This is a genomic window from Bradyrhizobium sp. BR14999 (genome assembly GCF_056106085.1).
In genome coordinates this window covers 5,997,053-6,014,058 of record NZ_CM148536.1, presented here as the reverse complement: position 1 = coordinate 6,014,058, position 17,006 = coordinate 5,997,053, and the positions used below count along the sequence as shown (strand labels likewise).

Sequence of the window (17,006 nt, the reverse complement as noted above, 5' to 3'; positions counted from 1 at the left end):
GCCGGCAACGCGAGGAACCTTTCCTGGCGTGCCGCATTCGTCGCGCATGAGGAGCTTGTATTTCGGCATCGGCGCTCTCGCCGGCGCGCTGGTCCTCCTCACGATTTGGCTGGGCCAGCACGAACGGCAAGCGTCAATCGATCGTCTCGAGCGATGGGAAATTCCCCACGCGCCTGCGCGCTAGCTGGGGACGCTTGACCGCGGTTTGCAGCGACATAGCCGTGGCTGATGCACATGTGGTCAAGTCTCAGTTTCGATGACACGCCGTTCGTTCTCTGCGAGTTAATCATTCCGGCCGCAACGTCTGGTTTACAACGATTGCGGAGGCCAGCCCGCAAATGCAACCACTTTCAGCCGCTCTTTAGGCCGATTTCAGCCAAACTGTTATTGGTTGCTCGCTGTGGGGCAGGGATCTCACAATTTGGAGCCTGCAATGTTCAAGTCAGTTCTTTCTGCGTGCCTTTTCGTTGCCTTTAGCTCCGTTGCCTCCGAAGCCCGGCCCTATCGCATTCATCAAGTACCTGAATGCAACGTCACGATGCCCTGCGACTTCTCGTATTCGCAAACGCGCCCTGAGCGGACGCCCAGATCCTCACTGCAAGCCTATCGCTCAACGCAACTGACAGTGACCGACGCAGGCGGCGCCGCGGCGACGAGTGTCTCCGGCACGCGCATCATTGGAGGGCGGCCGGCTGGTTGCCCCTCATCCTTCTGCGGCTGCGGCGCAGCTCTGCGCGTGTTCGGTCGTGTGGTGCCGGAATTGAATCTCGCCGCGAACTGGCTGCGCTTTCCGCGCACGTCACCGGCACCGGGAATGGTCGCGGCCCGGCGCGGGCATGTCTTCGTCCTGGAGCAGCACCTCGGAGGCGACATGTGGATGGCGTACGACGCCAATTCGGGCGGTCACACAACGCGAATGCATGCGCGCTCGCTGCGGGGCTACACGGTCGTCAACCCGCGCGGCTGAGAAAATGGCGGGATTGCCCGGCTTCAACTAGAGCCGTCACACCTTGCCGAAATTCGTTTGCGGATTGAGCGCGCGTTCCCACGAACGCGCGCGATGAATCCATGCGGCGTGACCTCACAACAATAACGCGCTACGCTCCTCCGGCAAGAACAAGAGGAAGCGCCAATCGTGTATGACTTCATTATCGTGGGCGGCGGCTCGGCAGGGTCCGTGCTGGCCCACCGGCTCTCCGCAAAGAGCGCCAACAAGGTCCTGCTGTGCGAAGCCGGACAGGACACGCCACCGGGCAACGAGCCGGCCGAGATCAGGGACAGCTATCCGGGCACGGCCTATTTCGATCCGCGCTTCCACTGGACCGAGCTCAAGGTCACGACGCAAGTTGTCAGCCACAACAATCCGAACGAGGGGCGTCCGCCTTTGCGCAAATACGAGCAGGCGCGGGTGCTCGGCGGCGGCTCGTCGATCAACGGCCAGATGGCCAATCGCGGCGCGCCGACCGACTACGACGAATGGCAGGCGCGGGGCGCCGAGGGCTGGAGCTGGAACGACGTGCTGCCCTTCTTCAAGAAGGTCGAGCGCGACCTCGATTTCGACGGGCCGTACCACGGCAAGGACGGCAGGATCCCGGTCCGCCGCATCCCGCGGGAGCACTGGACGCGGCATTCACAGGCCTTCGCCGCGGCCTTCCAGCAGGCCGGCCATCAGTTCGTGCCCGACCAGAACGGCGAGTTCGTCGACGGCTACTTCCCGGTGACGCATTCCAACCAGGCCGAGCAACGCGTCTCGGCCGCCATGGGCTATCTCGACCGCGACACCCGCAAGCGCGCCAACCTCACGATCTCCACCAACACGCAGGTTCGCGAGCTGTTGTTCGAGGGCACGCAATGCGTCGGCGTGAAAGCTATGGTCGACGGGCGGGAGCAGGAATTCCGCGGACGCGAGATCATTCTCTCCAGCGGCGCCATTCATTCGCCGGCGCATCTGTTGCGCGCCGGCATCGGTCCGGTCGGTCACCTCAAGGATCTAGGCATTCCCGTGCTGATGGGCTTGCCGGGCGTCGGCCAGCGCCTGATGGATCATCCCTCGATCTCGCTGTCGTCCTTCGTCCGCCGCGGCGCGCGCATGAACGAGCACACCCGGCGCCACATGCAGCTTGGCCTGCGTTATTCCTCTGGGCTGCCGGGCGTGCCGAAGGGCGACATGTTCGTCGTCCTGCTCAGCAAGTCGGCCTGGCATGCGGTCGGGGAGCAGATCGGCTCGCTGCTGACGTTCGTCAACAAGACCTATTCCGAGACCGGACAGGTCAAGCTTGCCTCGCGCGATCCCTCCGCGGAGCCGATCGTCGAGTTCAATTTGTTGTCCGACCGGCGCGACCTCGATCGCCTGATGAGCGGCTTCCGCAAGATGGCGGCGGTGCAGATGAGCGAAGTCGTCAGGAAGGTGACGGACAAGCCGTTCCCGGCCGCCTATACCGACCGCGTCCGCAAGATCGGCGTGGTCAACACCAAGAACAAAATCCTCACCACGATCGCCGCGGCCCTGATGGACGGGCCGTCGGCGCTGCGCCACTACATGATCGACAATTTCGTGGTCGAAGGCTTCACCTTCGATCAGGTCATGAATGACGATGAGGCGCTGGAAGCCTTCGTGCGCAAGGCGACCATCGGCGTGTGGCATGCCTCGTGCTCATGCCGCATGGGTCGGGACGACGATCCGATGGCGGTGGTCGACAACCAGGGCCGCGTCAAGGGTGTGCAGGGCCTGCGGGTCGTCGACGCCTCGATCTTCCCGGTGGTGCCATGCGCCAACACCAACTTCCCGGTCCTGATGTCGGCGGAAAAGATCGCTGCCGCGATCCAGTGAACTGCAAGCGCTCTCCGGGATTATCAGCGGCCGGCTTGCCGGAGCAGCCGCGGGCCCTCCGTGTCTCAGGGCAGATGCGCCGAGCCAGGACAGGATGCCGTCATCCTGGCCTGCGGCCGATTGCGATCCACCTCAATCGACAGGATTGACGCAGCCTGGCGCCGGCCTGGAAGCTACCATCCGACCGTCCGGATGCTCCTGCCTGCGATCTCTATGATCGCGTTTATCCGGCGTTAATGATGCTTTCTCAATATGAGACATCTCAATTTGTCGCAGTCCATGTTTGTGGATTGCACGTAAGTGTTGATTAAGAGGCCAAATCCATATTCCGGCCTGCGATGCGCAGGTGGTCGGCGGCAGGAATGCTGCGGCCTCCTGCATCGTGAGATTTCAGGGAAGTATTCTTGCCGTCACGACGGCAATCAGGATGAAGGTCATGCTCCGCCGGGTAGTGCTCCGTTTCGCCAGAGATCGGAAGGCCAACGTCGCCATTATCTTCGCGCTCATGATGGTTCCGACCGTCTTTCTCCTGGGCATGACGCTCGACTACACGCTCGCCTTGCGCAAGCGCGAGCAATTGAACGCAGCCGCCGACGCCGCCGCGATCGCGGCCGTGAGGCCGGCGATGCTGACGCAGACCGACACGGCCGTCGTCAAGTCGACCGCGGAAGCCGTCTTCGCAGCGAAGGCGAATCTTCCCGGCCTGTCGGCGGTGCCGACGCCGACGGTCACGGTCACCGATTCCGGTCTCGCGCGGACCATCACGGTCTCCTACACCGCGGAGTCCATCAATAATTTCCCCGGCGTTCTCGGCAAGCAGACCTGGCAGGTCGCCGGATCCGCGACGGCGCGGGCGTCCAGTGCGCCCAACATGAACTTCTACCTGTTGCTGGATGACTCCCCGTCGATGGCGCTGGCGGCGACCCAGACCGACATCGACAACATGATTCTCGCCACGAAAAACCAACCCACCTACGCGAAGAATTGCGCATTCGCCTGCCATGAGGCGCATCCCAACAACGCAAACCCCAGCTCGACGAACAAGGACAATCTCACGGTCGCGCGTGCGAACAACGTCACGCTGCGCATCGATCTCGTGACCAATGCCGTCAAGCAATTGATGGTCGGACCCTGGTCGTGCCCGCAGTCAGGTGTGTCGGGCGGCGTCATGCAGTGCATGTCGGCGCTCAACAACACGACCTACAAGGCCGCCATCTACACCTTCGACTACGCCCTGAACACGATCCAGACGCTGACCACCCCGACCACCGCCGGCACGAAGATCGCCAACATTCAGCTCCTGACGGTCGACCACCAGAACTGCCCCGTTCTCGACAGCAAGGGCAACTGCATCTACACCACCGACTACGGCACCGATATCTCGAAGGGGCTGACGAACCTCAACGCCGCCATGCCCGATCCCGGCACCGGCACCAATCAGTCGGGCGATACGCCGCAGGAAGTGGTCTTCCTCGTCACCGACGGCGTCGAGGACAAGCTCATCCCGAAGACGGGGGGCAGCTGCGACCCCAATGCCACCTATGCGCTTCCGACAGCCAACTCGACGACTTTGCGATGCCAGCAACCGCTCAACACGACGGTATGCGATACCATCAAGAAGCGGAACATTCGCATCGCGATCCTCTACACCGAATATCTGCAGCTGAGCGACAGCTGGTACACAACTCGCATCTCGCAATTCAACAATCCGTCCTCGTCCACGGGCACGATCGCGAAACGGCTGCAATCATGCGCCTCGCCCGGTCTGTACGCGAGTGTTCAGAATGGTGGCGACATTTCCGCGGCGCTGACGAACCTTTTCCTCAAGGTCGCGTCGAGCACGGCCAGCCTCGTGCAGTAGAGAAACGCGCCATGACCGGACCGGATGTTGCAACAACGAAAAGACGCCGCAATCGCTGCGCCGTTTTCGCGCGGGACAGCAGGGGCGCCACGGCCGTCGAATTCGCGCTCGTGGCCGTGCCGTTCCTCGCCCTTATCATCGCACTGATCCAGACGTTTCTGGTCTTCTTCGCCCAGCAGATGCTCGAATCCGTCGTGCATCAGTCGGCGCGCCTCGTCATGACCGGACAGGTTCAGTCCGCACAGATGACGAAGGATGCCTTCAAGCAGAAGGTCTGCGATCAGATCGTGATCCTGTTCAATTGCAGCGGCCTGATGGTGGACATGCAGGTGGCGACCTCGTGGACGTCCGCGAACACGGGGATGCCGACCTTGACCTTCGACGCATCGGGAACAGTCCAGAACACCTGGCAGTACGACCCGGGCGACGCCGGCGACATCGTCGTTCTCCGCGTCATGTATGTGTGGCCGGTCGTGCTCGGGCCGCTCGGTTTCAATCTCTCGAACCTCAGCAACGGCAACCGGCTGATCATGTCGTCCGCCGCGTTCCAGAACGAGCCAGGAGCTTCCTGATGATCTCCGCCCTGTCGTCTCGCGCTCGGCACCTGTTGATCGATGTCCGCGCCGTTGCAGCGACGGAGTTCGCCATGGTGGCGCCGTTCATGCTGGTGCTCTATGTCGGCGGTGTCGAGCTCGGCAACGGCCTCGCCATGAACGTAAAGGTCAGCGCGACCGCGCACAGTGTCGCCGACATGATCACGCAGAACACGGCAGTTACCTCGTCTCAAATGGACGGCATTCTCGCGGCGGCGACCGCCATCATGGCCCCATATCCGACCAAGAACGGCTCGACCTCCTTGATGACGATCACAGTCTCGGAAGTCTCGACCGACAGCGCGGGGAAGGCGACGGTGCAGTGGAGCAAGTCGACGAGCTCCTCGGGAGCGAGAGCCGTCGGTCAGCAGCTGACCTTGTCATCCTTTACCGCGCCGAGCGGTACCAGCAACGCCAATATCTCGCTCATTCTGAGCGAGGTGTCCTACGATTACGCGCCCAACCTCGGCTTCACCATCGCCGGCACCGTGAAGCTGTCCGACAGCTACTATCTGTTCCCGCGTTGTTCGACCAACAGCCCGGCCACCTCGAGCTTTCCCTATTACGACGTGAAATATCCGGCGACGTCGACCTGCACCTGCGTCCAGCATTTGCAGCAGAAGACCTGTTGATCATCAGTTACAGCCGCAGCACCTTGCCGGGATTCATGATGTTTTGCGGATCGAGCGCGCGCTTGATCGTGCGCATGATGTCGAGCTCGGTCTTCGACCGGTAGTGGCTGAGCTCGTCGAGCTTGTCGATGCCGATGCCGTGCTCCGCCGAGATCGAGCCGCCCATGGAGGTGATCAGATCGTTCACGGCCCGCGTGATGGCGCCCTTGTAGTGGGTCAGCGTCTGCTGATCCATGCCCTTGGGCCCCATGAACGAAAAATGCAGATTGCCGTCGCCAATGTGCCCCAGCGGGTAGGGCCTGATAGTCGGGAGAATACCGAGCACGGCCTTGAGCCCCTGGTCGATGAACTCCGGAATCCTGGAAATCGCCACTGAGACGTCGTAGCTGAGCCCAGGTCCCTCGGCCCGTGAGGCCTCGGCAACACCCTCGCGGATGCGCCACATGTTGCGCGACTGACTGACCGTGTGCGCGATCGCCGCATCGAGCACGCGGCCGGCCTCGAGCTGATCGGCCAGAAACTGCTCCATCTTCTCGGACATGCCCTCAGTCCCGTCCCGGCGTGGGCGCGCGGACGACCATTCGAGCAGAAGGTACCATGGCGTATCCGCCTTCAGCGGATCCTGGGTGCCGGGAATGTGACGCAGCACCATGTCGATGGCGGCGCGGCTCATCAGCTCGCAAGAGCCGACATTATCCTCGGACGCTGCGTGCGCTTCGGACAGGATCTCCAGGGATGCGCGCGGATCGCGGATCGCCAGCCACGCGGTGCTGACGTCCTTCGGAGCGGGCCATAGCTTGAGCACGGCCTTGGTGATGATGCCCAGCGTGCCTTCGGCGCCCATGAACAGGTGCTTGAGGTCGTAGCCGGTGTTGTCCTTCTTGAGCGCACGCAGTCCGTCCCAGACATCGCCATTGGCCAACACGACTTCGAGCCCCAAGACGAGATTGCGGGCATTGCCATAGCGCAGCACCTGCACGCCGCCGGCGTTCGTCGACAGATTGCCGCCGATCATGCACGAGCCCTGGGCGCCAAGACTGAGGGGCAGGAACCTGTCGTGACTGGCCGCGGTCTCCTGCAGCGTCTGCAGCACGCAGCCGGCCTCGACCGTCATCGAATAGCCGACGGGATCGACCTCCAGAATGCGGTTCATGCGGCCAAGCGACAACACGATGCCGGTGTGCGCTGGCCAGGGCGTTGCCCCACCCATCAGGCCGGTGTTGCCGCCCTGCGGCACGATCGCGACGCCGTGCTCATGGCAAAGCCGGACCACTTTGGACACTTCCTCGGTGCTACCTGGACGAACGACGGCGCCAGCACCCCCGACCAGCAATCCGCGCCAATCCGTCACGAACGGCTGCTTGCCGTGCTCGTCCTCGATAAAACCCTTCTCGCCCACGATCGCGCGCAACGCATCGCTGATCTCGGTGGTCAAGGGAGCGGTCGGGATAGCGGGTAGGGACGACGGGAAGGCAGCCGGCATTTGTTTCCTCTGGCGCATCTTGGTGTGCACTGCGCACGTGACGTGCGTCGGGACATTGTCCACGTTTGCGCCGAGGAGTCTAGCGACGTACCCTGATGTCAGCCGGGCAGGGCCTAGTGGATGATCTGGTTCAGGAAGCCCTTCGCCCGGTCCGTGCGCGGAGCCCGAAAGAACGTTTCCGGATTTGCCTCCTCAACGATGCTTCCACGATCCATGAAGACCACCCGGTCGGCGACCTCGCGGGCGAATCCCATCTCGTGCGTCACGCACACCATCGTCATGCCCTCTCGCGCCAGCTCGACCATGGTGTCCAGCACTTCCTTGACCATCTCAGGGTCGAGAGCGGATGTCGGTTCGTCGAACAGCATGATCTTGGGCTGCATGCACAGCGCCCGCGCGATCGCGACGCGTTGCTGCTGACCACCCGACAATTGTGCGGGATACTTGTCTGCCTGATCCTGAATGCGGACTTTCCGCAACAAGCCGAGTGCGCGATCGCGCGCTTCTGCTTCCGACAGGCCGCGAACCTTCATCGGAGCCAGCATGCAGTTCTCGGCCACCGTGAGATGCGGGAAGAGGTTGAAGCTCTGAAACACCATGCCGACTTCGCAGCGCACACTGTTGATGTCGGCGACGCGATTGCTCAACTCGACGCCGTCGACGATGATCCGGCCTTCGTCGTGCTTCTCGATATGGTTGATACACCGGATGAGCGTTGACTTGCCGGAGCCGGAAGGTCCGCACAGAACGATTTTCTCGCCCCTGCCGACCTCGAGATTGACGTCGTTCAGCGCAGTGAACGCGCCGAACCGCTTCACGACATTCTCGACGACGACGATTGCGCCGGGCTGCGTGGCATCGCTCAAGTTCTCCCGAGGCATGTTTCTCTCCCAAATTCGAGGCGTTATCACGATGTGGCGAGTGCGTATCGTTTGCGAAGGGCAGCGACACACTGGGAAGCTGCAGAACTGATGGCGAGGTAGGCCACTGCTACGACGAGGTACATTTCGACGAGGCGGCCGTTGAGCTGCGCAAGCTTGGAAGCGGCGCCCAGAAGATCCGTCAGCGAAAGCACGTAAACCAGAGAAGTGTCCTGAAACAGGATGATGGTCTGGCTCAGGATGATCGGACTGGCCACGCGCACGACCTGCGGGAGGACGACATGGCGGTAGGTATCATAGGTGGACAATGCGAGTGCCTGGCAGGCCTCGAACTGGCCCTTGTTCACGGCCCGCAGCCCGACACGGATGATCTCGGAGTAGTAGGCCGCCTCAAACAAGCCGAAGGTGATAAAGGCGGTATAGGTTGCGCCGATCGGGATCGGGCGGCCGTTGCCGCTGAGATGCCCAAGCACGATTGGCACCAGGAAGAAAAACCAGAACAGCACGAGGATCAGCGGGATCGACCGGATGACCGCAACGTAGCCGCGGATGATCTGGGCGAACACCGGAATCTCGAAATGCTGGACGAGCGCAAGGCAGGTTCCGAGAACCATGCCGATGGCGAATGCGGCGGCCGTGAGCGCAAGCGAGAAGAGCAGGCCCGACCAGAGATAGGGCCAGGATTGCGCTAGAATCGAGAAATCGAGGGTGTTCATTTCACGACCTCCATGGCACCGGGCAGAGCGCCGCTTTGCTGCATCTCGTCGGCCAGATCCTGGCCAGCAGTGAGCTTGACGGGAGCGCTCCCCGGAATGCGGACTGCTTTGTCGATGAACGTCATGGCCTGATACGCAACGAGCGCCAGACAAAGGTAGATAATCGTCGCCGCGCCAAATGCCGAGAATGTCTGGAACGTGGCCTCGCTGATCTGGCGAGCCTGCGCGGTGAGCTCCATCAAGCCGATCGTGAGTGCGACCGAGGTGTTCTTGTATATGCCCATCACCTCGCTGGTGAGGCTCGGCACGATGAGGCGCAGAGCTTGCGGCACGACAACATATCGATAGGTGAGGTAACCACTGAGGCCGAGAGCATTGGCCGCCTCGATCTGTCCCTTTGGGAGCGCTTCGATACCCGCCCGGACCTGCTCGGCTATTCGGGAAGCCGTGTAGAGTCCAAGGCAAAGGAGTGCCGGGAAGAAAGATGCCCAGGGCGGAGGAATCTGCTTGATGGCATCGCCCAGCGCGGTGGGCACGACCTCCGGGAAGACGAAGTACCAGAGGAACATCTGCACCAGGACCGGGATGTTTCTGAATATCTCGACATAAAGCCGGGCCAGGATCGAAAAGAAGCGATTCTGGACTGTGCGGCCCACGCCGACGACCACACCGATGCCGAAGGCGATCCACCAGCCGAAGAAGGCAAGAGCCAGCGTCCAACCGAGACCCGACACAAGCCAGTCGATATAGCGCTGGCCGTCCGCCGTCTGTTCAAAAAGCACTCCGAACATCGCGAGCCCTCAGGTTTCAAGTGCGAACGAGGATTTCCTTGCGAGGCGGTCAGCTCCGTCAATCAGTCAACGGCATCGCTGGGATGCGCGATCCGCGCCATCAATTCGTCCGTGAGCGGGAATGCGAGGTTCTCACCCTTGGGCGGGATCGGCTTGGTGAACCATTTCGCGTAGGTCTTCTCGAATTGGCCGGATGCCATTTGTTTGGAGAGAACGTCGTCGACGAGGCCCTTGAAGCCGGCATCACCCTTCGCGAACATCAGTCCATAATAGATCTTTGCGTAACCCTCGGGAAGGAACAAGAGCGCATCCGGATTCGGCGCCGCAGCCTTGAGCCCGGCGAGGAGGATATCGTCTTCCATGAAGGCGGCCGCACGGCCGGTGTTCAACATCAGGAAGGATTCAGCGTGGTCCTTGGCCTGGACGATGTTGAGGCCGAGGTGCTCCATGGCGTTGACGCTCTGCGCGAAACCCACCGCGTTGGAGCCTTGCGTGACGACAATCGTCTTGCCTTTCAGCTCGCCGGCGGTCTTCACGCCACTGGCGGCCTTGACGAGCCATCGCGGCTGACTGACGAACGTCGCGACGGAAAACGAGACCTGTTCTTGCCGCTTCTTGTCGTTCGCAGTGCCGCCGCATTCAATGTCGACCGTCCCGCTCTGGATCAGCGGAATCCGGTTCGAGGAATTCACCGGCGTGTAGTTGACCTTGAGGTTGGGCAACTTCAGCTCCTCCTTGATGCGATCGACGATCGCCGCGCAGAGATCGAGCGAGAAGCCGATGGGCTTCTGATCGGGCCCGAGATACGAGAACGGTATCGAAGCCTCACGGTGGCCGATCGTGATTGCGCCGCTGGATTTGATCTTATCAAGCGTCGGGCTGTCGGCTGCTGCCGAGGGGCTTGGGCTGACGGCCAGGAGTCCTGAAACCAGGAGTCCTGGGAGAAGTCCGAGCGCCTGAACAAGCTTCTTCATGGTCTTTGCCTTTCCCTCGTTTGTCGAATTCAAGCTGCGGCGGAAGGGCGTCCGAGCCCTCGCCGACGGATGACGTCGATCAGGCGATCGATGTCGTTGGCGGTGTTGAACATGCCGAGCGAGACGCGAATGCCATCTCGTTCGGGCGATACGCGCACATCGTTCTCCTCGAAATGGCCGAGCCAGTCCGATGGGGGCAGGGCGATGACGTAGATGTGCGGCGCGCGATGCTTTCGATCGCGCGGGCCAACGAGGCGGATGTCCAGCTCGTCCAGGCGCGCGATGAGGTGATCGCCGAGATCAAAGCAGTGGTTCTGGATGTTCTGCCCCCCGATCTGCTCGATCATGTCGAGGGAAGCACCCAGTGCATGGACCGCGGGCAGATTGAAGTTGCCCAGCTCGAATCGCCTAGCGGTGGGCGAGGGCGCCATCTTGTCCGGGCGCGCGATGAGATCATCAGGGATCTCGGCGAGGCTCGCGGCAGCCAGATAGGCCGGCTCCAGCTCTTTGAGCGCCTTGTCCCAATACAGAAGCCCGAGCCCTTGCGGAACCAGCAATCCCTTGTGACTTCCGGAGCCGACGAAGCTCGCGCCAATCGCCTTCGCGTTGACAGGCACGACGCCGATCGACTGCATCACGTCCACGACGAAGTAGAGTTTCTTCCTGGCGCACATCGCGCCGACGCTCTCGATGTCAAAGCGGTGACCAGCGTGGAACGTGACGTGTGACATCGAAATCGCGCGCGTGTTTTCGTCGATGAAAGGAGCAAAGCTGTCGGCATCGACGATATCGGTCATCGGGATGAAGCGGACCTCGACGTCCTTCCGTTGCAGATGGAGGAACGCGTAGGCGTTGTTCGGATGATCGCCGTGGATCAGCAGGACATTGTCGCCGGCCCGGAGCGGCAGTGCGTTTGCCGCGATGTTCATGCTTTCCGACGTATTTTTCGTGAAGGCGATTTCATCCGCGGCCACGCCGAGAAAGCGAGCGACCTTGGCGCGGGTCTGCTCCACCCGGTCGAGCCATACGCTTTTCGGGCCGGCCGTCTCGAAGCCCTCGCGAAGGAAGAGCTCGATCGCGGCCTTCACCGGGCGCGCAAGCGGCGTTTGAAACCCGGAGTCCAGATAGACCATCCGTTCGACGGCGGGGAATTCCTTCCTCACGGCGTCCACGTCGTAGTGACGAGACATACGCATCTCCTGTTGGGCGCGCCGTCGGGACTTGGCTCTCGGCCAAGCGGCGGAGCGAGATTCTGGGAACGGTGAGACTGCGTTGCACAATTTCTGGTCAATCACCGGCAACGCCAAGAATATGAGCTTTCAGAATTTCGACAAACAACTTTGTCGATTTTCAATATATTTTATTCCGAAAAATGATAATATGTGGCGTAAGTCTTGATTTTGCTGCCGATTTGGCCGGAGGGAAAATGACGAAACGCAGCGAGAAGGACGGGCCATTGGATCGTGTCTTCGCGATCGTTCGGCACGTTGCCGACCAACGCAAAGCGGTCTCAGCGGCAGAGATCGCAAAGGCTCTCTCGCTGCCTCTTCCAACGGCGCACAGGTTGATCGGAAATCTCGAGGACCGCGGACTTCTTCAGAAGGCGTTGGGGACCAAGCGTTACGTTGTGGGAAACCAGCTCGTCACACTGTCCGCCACTGTTATCGGCGCGGCCTTCCGCACTGCGCGGCGGCATGCGGTGCTTCAGGCGGTTGCGGGAGAAATCGGCGAACAATGCGAGATCGGCGTCGTACGCGACAACTTCGTTGCCTATGTCGACAGCGTTCGCGTTTCGGAGCCGCAAGGCCTTCAGTTCAATCCGGGAGAGGCGGCGCCGTTACACTGCACGTCGACCGGAAAAATCTACATGAGCAGACTGCCCGAGCGGACCCGGGCGAAGTTGTGCCGCGCACTACCTCTGACCAAATTCACGGAAACGACAATCGTCGACGTCCACGGGCTGATGAAGGTCCTGGAGGACACGCGGCAACGAGGCTGGGCCAAAACCAACGAAGAGTATGTGAAGGGAGTTGTGGGGTGTGCCGTCCCCATTCTGTCACCGGATCGAGAATTGATAGCTTGCTTGGGTGTCTCTGTGCCGGTGGCGCGCGTGAGCTTCGTCGAACTGGACCGGTTCATACCGCCGCTCCAAAAGGCTGCCGCTCTGCTGTCGGAGACCATTCTGCAAGTTGATTGATGCGCCGATCCCGGCAACGTTCAGGCAATCTTTGCAACATTTCTAAACATCTTCGTCAACATCCCGCGGCTGTTCAGGCATAGGACGCGCTCAGACTTTACGGATCAGGATTGGCAGAATGCTATTGAAGTTTCCGGCAGCGCGCATGGGCATTGGCGCGGCCTGCCTCGTGCTGATCGGCATCAGCCCATTGTGCGCAGAGCCGGTGTTCGACAGTTTGGCCGGCGCATGGTCGGGCATCGGCACCATGAAGCCGTCGGACGGTCCGCGTGAGAAGGTTCGCTGCAAAGTGGCGTACAACGTTACCAAGCCGGGACGGTCGCTGACACTTGATCTGCGCTGCGCAAGCGATGCGTACAAGATGGTCCTGTCCGCGAACATCGAGCAGAGCGGGACGGAGCTTTCCGGCAACTGGTTCGAGAGCGAATACCGACAGGGCGGCAAGGTCTATGGCACGAACAAGGACGGCCTGATCGAGGCGCGAATTGAGGGAAACACGGTGGCTGCGCTGGTGACGATCCAGACCAGGAGCAATCATCAATCCTTTCTGATGGAAGCACCGGGCTCCTGGATGTCGGAGGTCGCGATCGAATTGAACAAGGAAGCGAAGTGACCTCGATTTCGCTCATCCGCAACAATGGGGACCTATATACGAGCTGACATAGGACTAAGTTGCGGCACAGATTTACGAAAGGTCGATTCGACCGTGGCAGCCACACTAGTCGTCACGGCCAGATCACGCGGGGGCCACGCGTAATGCGAAGCTTTGCACGTATTACCGCAGCCACCCTTGTAGCCACCCCTCCGGCCACCCGGAGTTTTTGCGTTGACTAAACCGATGCGCGGGACAGGCCCGCGAAGTCACCCTTCAGAGGCACTGGATGCTGAGGGCTTGGCGGATAGGGCAGAAAACGGTCTGTCCACGAACGGTGTACTGCGTATCGAGTTCAAAACAGGTGTAGAGCACGCCACGGTCAAACGTCCCGTGCCTAGATCGAAGAGATTACGTTCCAGCGCTCCGCTATTGCGGGATTCCTACCTCTGGTCTCTTCGACGGCAAGTTCGCTTGCTCACTAAAGTGAATGGATCGAAAGCCGATTCATTCTCTCGTTAGAAGAATTGTCCGTAGTTGCCCTGAGAATCGGGTTTCGGCCAAATCAGATAGAACACCCAAGCTACCGTCAGCGGCTTCTCCAGAACCGACGACAGTCGGGCTCCACGCCGCGCGGCTGCAATACCGCAGTCCGGAGCAGGCGGGCTTCAGCCCGCCAAAGTCGTGGAGAACCGAAATGGGAATGCACCCCACTTCGGGGTCGAAGCGTGTGCACGTGAATTCGTACACACGGAAGCGGCTCGGTCGTTTAGAGCATGTGTGCGAGCACTGGCGCTCTTGGCCGAACCAACTCAGCTTCGACTTCTAGGCCAGTCTGCAAAGCTGGCTTTGCTAACGGTAGCTTGGGTTGCCCTCCATGCAACCGAGATGCGAAGCCCGGCCAGCGCCGGGCTTCGCTGCTTATGATAACTCAGCCGACGATTTCCTCCCTATTAGGAGAGTTGCGCCACTCTCGAAACGCAAACTCGCTAACTGCGTCCGAACCCGGCCTTCGCGCCGGGTTTTTTCATGCCCGGATGTAGGAGCTGCGTCGTAACCAGGTTCGACGCCCTCCCCAAGTCCTCAAAATCAGTTCGAGGCCGCGACAGCGCGCTCAGTCCCTCACGACCGAGCGCGCTGTCGCGCGTGCGCGTTTGCGTCCCATCAACCGAATGAAAGGAACTACACGCATGAACGGCTCTATTTGGATCGATACCTATAATCGCATTCGCGATGGGCGGATTCAGCAGGTTTGCGGGCATTGGCGACGCTTGCCGCGTCGCCGCACGTCAGCGACCGCAATTCCGTTTCCGCATCCGTCGGTCGCGTAGAGACACCACGTTCGCTTGACTGACATCGCCGTCGGACGGAGCCTTCAGCTTTCTGCCCGGCGGCATTTTCTTTTTGGACCGCGTAACGCTCGCCTCCACCTCGCTCGGATCAGCGCCGATGAAACGCTTTAGCGCCCCATCAAAGGGCATATTGAGGCCAAGGGGCGGCTCCGGCGGAGTGCTTCTTATCTTCCTACTCATCGGCGATCGGCACTTTGTCAGGCTGCGGACCGACGACGCCGTCAAACGGGGCGTTCATGCGCTCCGTAGAGCTCATGCTACGCCGATTCAGGCGCCAAGTCATTTCCTGCACATACTGTTGCAGGTGCTTCGCCTGACCCAATGATGGGTTCCCACAATCTGCCGCTTGAGGAGCGCCCAAACCGATTCAACCGAATTGGTGTGCGCCTCGTCCTTCTTGTACTCGCCTAGAAGCGCAAATCCAGGACCCATAATCACAGGGAGACGTTTGGCGTAGACTGTTGACCCCTCTCCCGCGCCACAATGATCGCCTGGGGTAGTTGGCCCCCGGCCGGGACGACACCGATTGTATTGCGGCAGCCTTTTGCCTCACGCGCGATGTGAGAAATTTTCGTCACAAGTCCACTGTCTGTGTCAATTCGGAATAATCGCATTATAGCCCTGTTTTGCCCGACGTGTCAAACGGCGCTGCGGACGCACCAGGCTAAGCCATTGATCCGCCACGCACGGGCTACTGTGCATGGGGTTGTTTTCGCACTTTTTGTTTGAGCGCTCGCCGGAAGGCGCCTCACGCGCTCTCCGTCTCCCGGTGCACGTCGTGCACCACGAGCCCCATGCCTTCGTCCGGCATCCTGATCCAGTCGCGACGCTTCAGGGTGCGCTTGGTGTCCTCGTAACCGCTTGTCCAATGCTCGCGCATCGAGGTGCCCGAGAACTCGTGGTCCTTGGCGTCTCCCTCATAGGCCTTCTGCTGGTAGATCAGATGCAGAATCGCGATCTCCGGCATGTTGCGCAGGCTCGCCTTGAGCTTGCGCTCCTCCTCGGAGAGCTGCTCGTCCGGCAGCTTCGCCAGCGCCTTGTAGAGCAGGATCTTGAGGTTGTGCGTGCGGCGATAGACGTCGGTGTTGTGGCGCGTGCGCGAGGAATACATGATGTCCTTGTGGCGGGCCATGACGTCCTGGATCGAACGCGGCAGCACGCCGCGTGCGCTGAAGAGGTCGACCTGGAACACCAGCGAGTTGAGCGCGTCCTCCTGGTCGAGCAGATGCTGGAGCGGTGTGTTGGAGACGATGCCGCCGTCCCAGAAATGATCAGTGCCGATCCGCACCATCGGCAGCGCCGGGGGCAGGGCGCCTGAGGCCATGACATGCTCCGGCTCGATCTCGTCATGGGCGTTGTCGAAATAGATGAAATTGCCGGAGAGCACGTTGACCGCGCCGACCGCGAAGCGGACCCTCTTCTCGTTGATGAGATCGAAGTCGACGAGCTCGAGCAGGCTCTCCTTGAGCGGCATCGTGTCGTAATAGCTGGTGGCGGTGCGTGCGCCGATCGGGCTGAACCAGGGATTGACCCGGTGCGGGGTGAAGAAGCCCGGCTGGCCCATCGCCGACGTCATCCACGCGCTACAGAGATTGCGCCACTGGCGGAAGACGTCGCCATCGGGCGTGTAGTGCCAGATCTTGCGGTTGGTGATGCGCTCCCAGAAGATGCGCAGCGCCTCCAGCCGCTTCTCCGGTTTGTTGCCGGCGATGATGGCGGAGTTGATCGCACCGATCGAGACGCCGCAGACCCAGTCGGGCTCGATCCCCACCTCGTGCAGCGCCTGGTAGACGCCGGCCTGGTAGGCGCCGAGCGCGCCGCCGCCTTGCAGCACCAGCGCGACGCGGTCGCAGCGCTCTGGACGCCAGCCCCGCGCGGGCGGCTGATGGGTCTGATAGGTCGGTTGCGACGTGCGGGCGTCCATGGCCGATGCCTCCTGCCGAGCATGCGCCGGAAAAGTGTGCAGCGGTTTTCCGAAAGGATCATGCTTCAATGACAAGCCAGACGATTACGTCCGGCAGTGACGGCGTGATGACAATTTCGGCGCCGATGCATCGGCTGCAGATCAACCGAAACGCGAATGGCCCGAGGTCGTGCGCCTGAC

The 17,006-nt window shown here is 61.2% G+C and carries 14 protein-coding genes; 7 read left to right on the top strand and 7 right to left on the bottom strand.

The genetic code is table 11. The features are described 5' to 3' along the window. The first annotated feature begins 433 nt into the window (after positions 1-433). From ACR9YP_RS28235 to ACR9YP_RS28215, 5 genes are all read left to right on the top strand, one after another. Positions 434-967 (top strand): hypothetical protein, encoded by a 534-nt coding sequence (locus ACR9YP_RS28235; RefSeq protein WP_438109023.1) that lies wholly within the window; start codon positions 434-436, stop codon positions 965-967. A gap of 168 nt (positions 968-1,135) precedes the next feature. Continuing rightward, positions 1,136-2,830: a GMC family oxidoreductase gene (locus tag ACR9YP_RS28230; protein WP_438109021.1), complete on the top strand. Its 1,695-nt coding sequence runs from the start codon at positions 1,136-1,138 to the stop codon at positions 2,828-2,830. Positions 2,831-3,266: 436 nt separating this feature from the next. Next, positions 3,267-4,691 carry a TadE/TadG family type IV pilus assembly protein gene (locus tag ACR9YP_RS28225; RefSeq protein ID WP_438109019.1) on the top strand — a complete coding sequence of 475 codons (1,425 nt, stop codon included), beginning with the start codon at positions 3,267-3,269 and terminating at the stop codon, positions 4,689-4,691. Between the two features lie 11 nt (positions 4,692-4,702). Then, on the top strand, positions 4,703-5,263 hold the full coding sequence (locus ACR9YP_RS28220; protein ID WP_438109017.1) for a TadE/TadG family type IV pilus assembly protein: 561 nt from the start codon (positions 4,703-4,705) through the stop codon (positions 5,261-5,263). Continuing rightward, entirely contained in the window at positions 5,263-5,916 is a 654-nt protein-coding gene (locus ACR9YP_RS28215; protein WP_438109015.1) for a TadE/TadG family type IV pilus assembly protein, read from the top strand. Before ACR9YP_RS28220 ends, ACR9YP_RS28215 begins: the two co-directional genes overlap by 1 nt. A 7-nt stretch (positions 5,917-5,923) precedes the next feature. On the opposite strand, the gene ACR9YP_RS28210 is transcribed toward ACR9YP_RS28215, so the two are convergent. The 6 genes from ACR9YP_RS28210 to ACR9YP_RS28185 form a co-directional block, all read right to left on the bottom strand. Then, complete coding sequence (locus tag ACR9YP_RS28210) at positions 5,924-7,399, bottom strand: FAD-binding oxidoreductase (protein ID WP_474217648.1); 1,476 nt, start codon at positions 7,397-7,399, stop codon at positions 5,924-5,926. A gap of 113 nt (positions 7,400-7,512) precedes the next feature. Next, entirely contained in the window at positions 7,513-8,280 is a 768-nt protein-coding gene (locus ACR9YP_RS28205; protein ID WP_474217647.1) for an amino acid ABC transporter ATP-binding protein, read from the bottom strand. A gap of 26 nt (positions 8,281-8,306) precedes the next feature. Further along, positions 8,307-8,996: an amino acid ABC transporter permease gene (locus tag ACR9YP_RS28200; RefSeq protein WP_474217646.1), complete on the bottom strand. Its 690-nt coding sequence runs from the start codon at positions 8,994-8,996 to the stop codon at positions 8,307-8,309. Beyond that, a complete protein-coding gene (locus tag ACR9YP_RS28195; protein WP_438109014.1) occupies positions 8,993-9,787 on the bottom strand; it encodes an amino acid ABC transporter permease in 795 nt (264 codons plus the stop codon). Before ACR9YP_RS28195 ends, ACR9YP_RS28200 begins: the two co-directional genes overlap by 4 nt. A gap of 62 nt (positions 9,788-9,849) precedes the next feature. Next, positions 9,850-10,761 (bottom strand): amino acid ABC transporter substrate-binding protein, encoded by a 912-nt coding sequence (locus ACR9YP_RS28190; protein WP_438109012.1) that lies wholly within the window; start codon positions 10,759-10,761, stop codon positions 9,850-9,852. A 29-nt stretch (positions 10,762-10,790) separates the two neighbouring features. Next, a complete protein-coding gene (locus tag ACR9YP_RS28185) occupies positions 10,791-11,951 on the bottom strand; it encodes an aminotransferase class V-fold PLP-dependent enzyme (protein WP_438109011.1) in 1,161 nt (386 codons plus the stop codon). A 236-nt stretch (positions 11,952-12,187) separates the two neighbouring features. Between ACR9YP_RS28185 and ACR9YP_RS28180 the strand changes: the two genes are divergently transcribed. Both ACR9YP_RS28180 and ACR9YP_RS28175 read left to right on the top strand, forming a co-directional pair. Continuing rightward, positions 12,188-12,958 (top strand): IclR family transcriptional regulator, encoded by a 771-nt coding sequence (locus ACR9YP_RS28180; RefSeq protein WP_091895861.1) that lies wholly within the window; start codon positions 12,188-12,190, stop codon positions 12,956-12,958. Between the two features lie 118 nt (positions 12,959-13,076). After that, positions 13,077-13,571, top strand: coding sequence for a hypothetical protein (locus ACR9YP_RS28175; RefSeq protein WP_438109009.1), 495 nt, complete (start codon positions 13,077-13,079; stop codon positions 13,569-13,571). Positions 13,572-15,650: 2,079 nt separating this feature from the next. On the opposite strand, the gene ACR9YP_RS28170 is transcribed toward ACR9YP_RS28175, so the two are convergent. Next, a complete protein-coding gene (locus ACR9YP_RS28170) occupies positions 15,651-16,826 on the bottom strand; it encodes a patatin-like phospholipase family protein (protein WP_474217645.1) in 1,176 nt (391 codons plus the stop codon). Positions 16,827-17,006 lie beyond the last annotated feature (180 nt).

Bases quoted from the DNA above. Each gene is read 5' to 3' on its own strand.
- ACR9YP_RS28235 (WP_438109023.1), top strand. From the start codon at position 434: ATGTTCAAGTCAGTTCTTTCTGCGTGCCTTTTCGTTGCCTTTAGCTCC.
- ACR9YP_RS28225 (WP_438109019.1), top strand. From the start codon at position 3,267: ATGCTCCGCCGGGTAGTGCTCCGTTTCGCCAGAGATCGGAAGGCCAAC.
- ACR9YP_RS28220 (WP_438109017.1), top strand. From the start codon at position 4,703: ATGACCGGACCGGATGTTGCAACAACGAAAAGACGCCGCAATCGCTGC.
- ACR9YP_RS28215 (WP_438109015.1), top strand. From the start codon at position 5,263: ATGATCTCCGCCCTGTCGTCTCGCGCTCGGCACCTGTTGATCGATGTC.
- ACR9YP_RS28210 (WP_474217648.1), bottom strand. From the start codon at position 7,399: ATGCCGGCTGCCTTCCCGTCGTCCCTACCCGCTATCCCGACCGCTCCC.
- ACR9YP_RS28205 (WP_474217647.1), bottom strand. From the start codon at position 8,280: ATGCCTCGGGAGAACTTGAGCGATGCCACGCAGCCCGGCGCAATCGTC.
- ACR9YP_RS28200 (WP_474217646.1), bottom strand. From the start codon at position 8,996: ATGAACACCCTCGATTTCTCGATTCTAGCGCAATCCTGGCCCTATCTC.
- ACR9YP_RS28195 (WP_438109014.1), bottom strand. From the start codon at position 9,787: ATGTTCGGAGTGCTTTTTGAACAGACGGCGGACGGCCAGCGCTATATC.
- ACR9YP_RS28190 (WP_438109012.1), bottom strand. From the start codon at position 10,761: ATGAAGAAGCTTGTTCAGGCGCTCGGACTTCTCCCAGGACTCCTGGTT.
- ACR9YP_RS28185 (WP_438109011.1), bottom strand. From the start codon at position 11,951: ATGTCTCGTCACTACGACGTGGACGCCGTGAGGAAGGAATTCCCCGCC.
- ACR9YP_RS28180 (WP_091895861.1), top strand. From the start codon at position 12,188: ATGACGAAACGCAGCGAGAAGGACGGGCCATTGGATCGTGTCTTCGCG.
- ACR9YP_RS28175 (WP_438109009.1), top strand. From the start codon at position 13,077: ATGCTATTGAAGTTTCCGGCAGCGCGCATGGGCATTGGCGCGGCCTGC.
- ACR9YP_RS28170 (WP_474217645.1), bottom strand. From the start codon at position 16,826: ATGGACGCCCGCACGTCGCAACCGACCTATCAGACCCATCAGCCGCCC.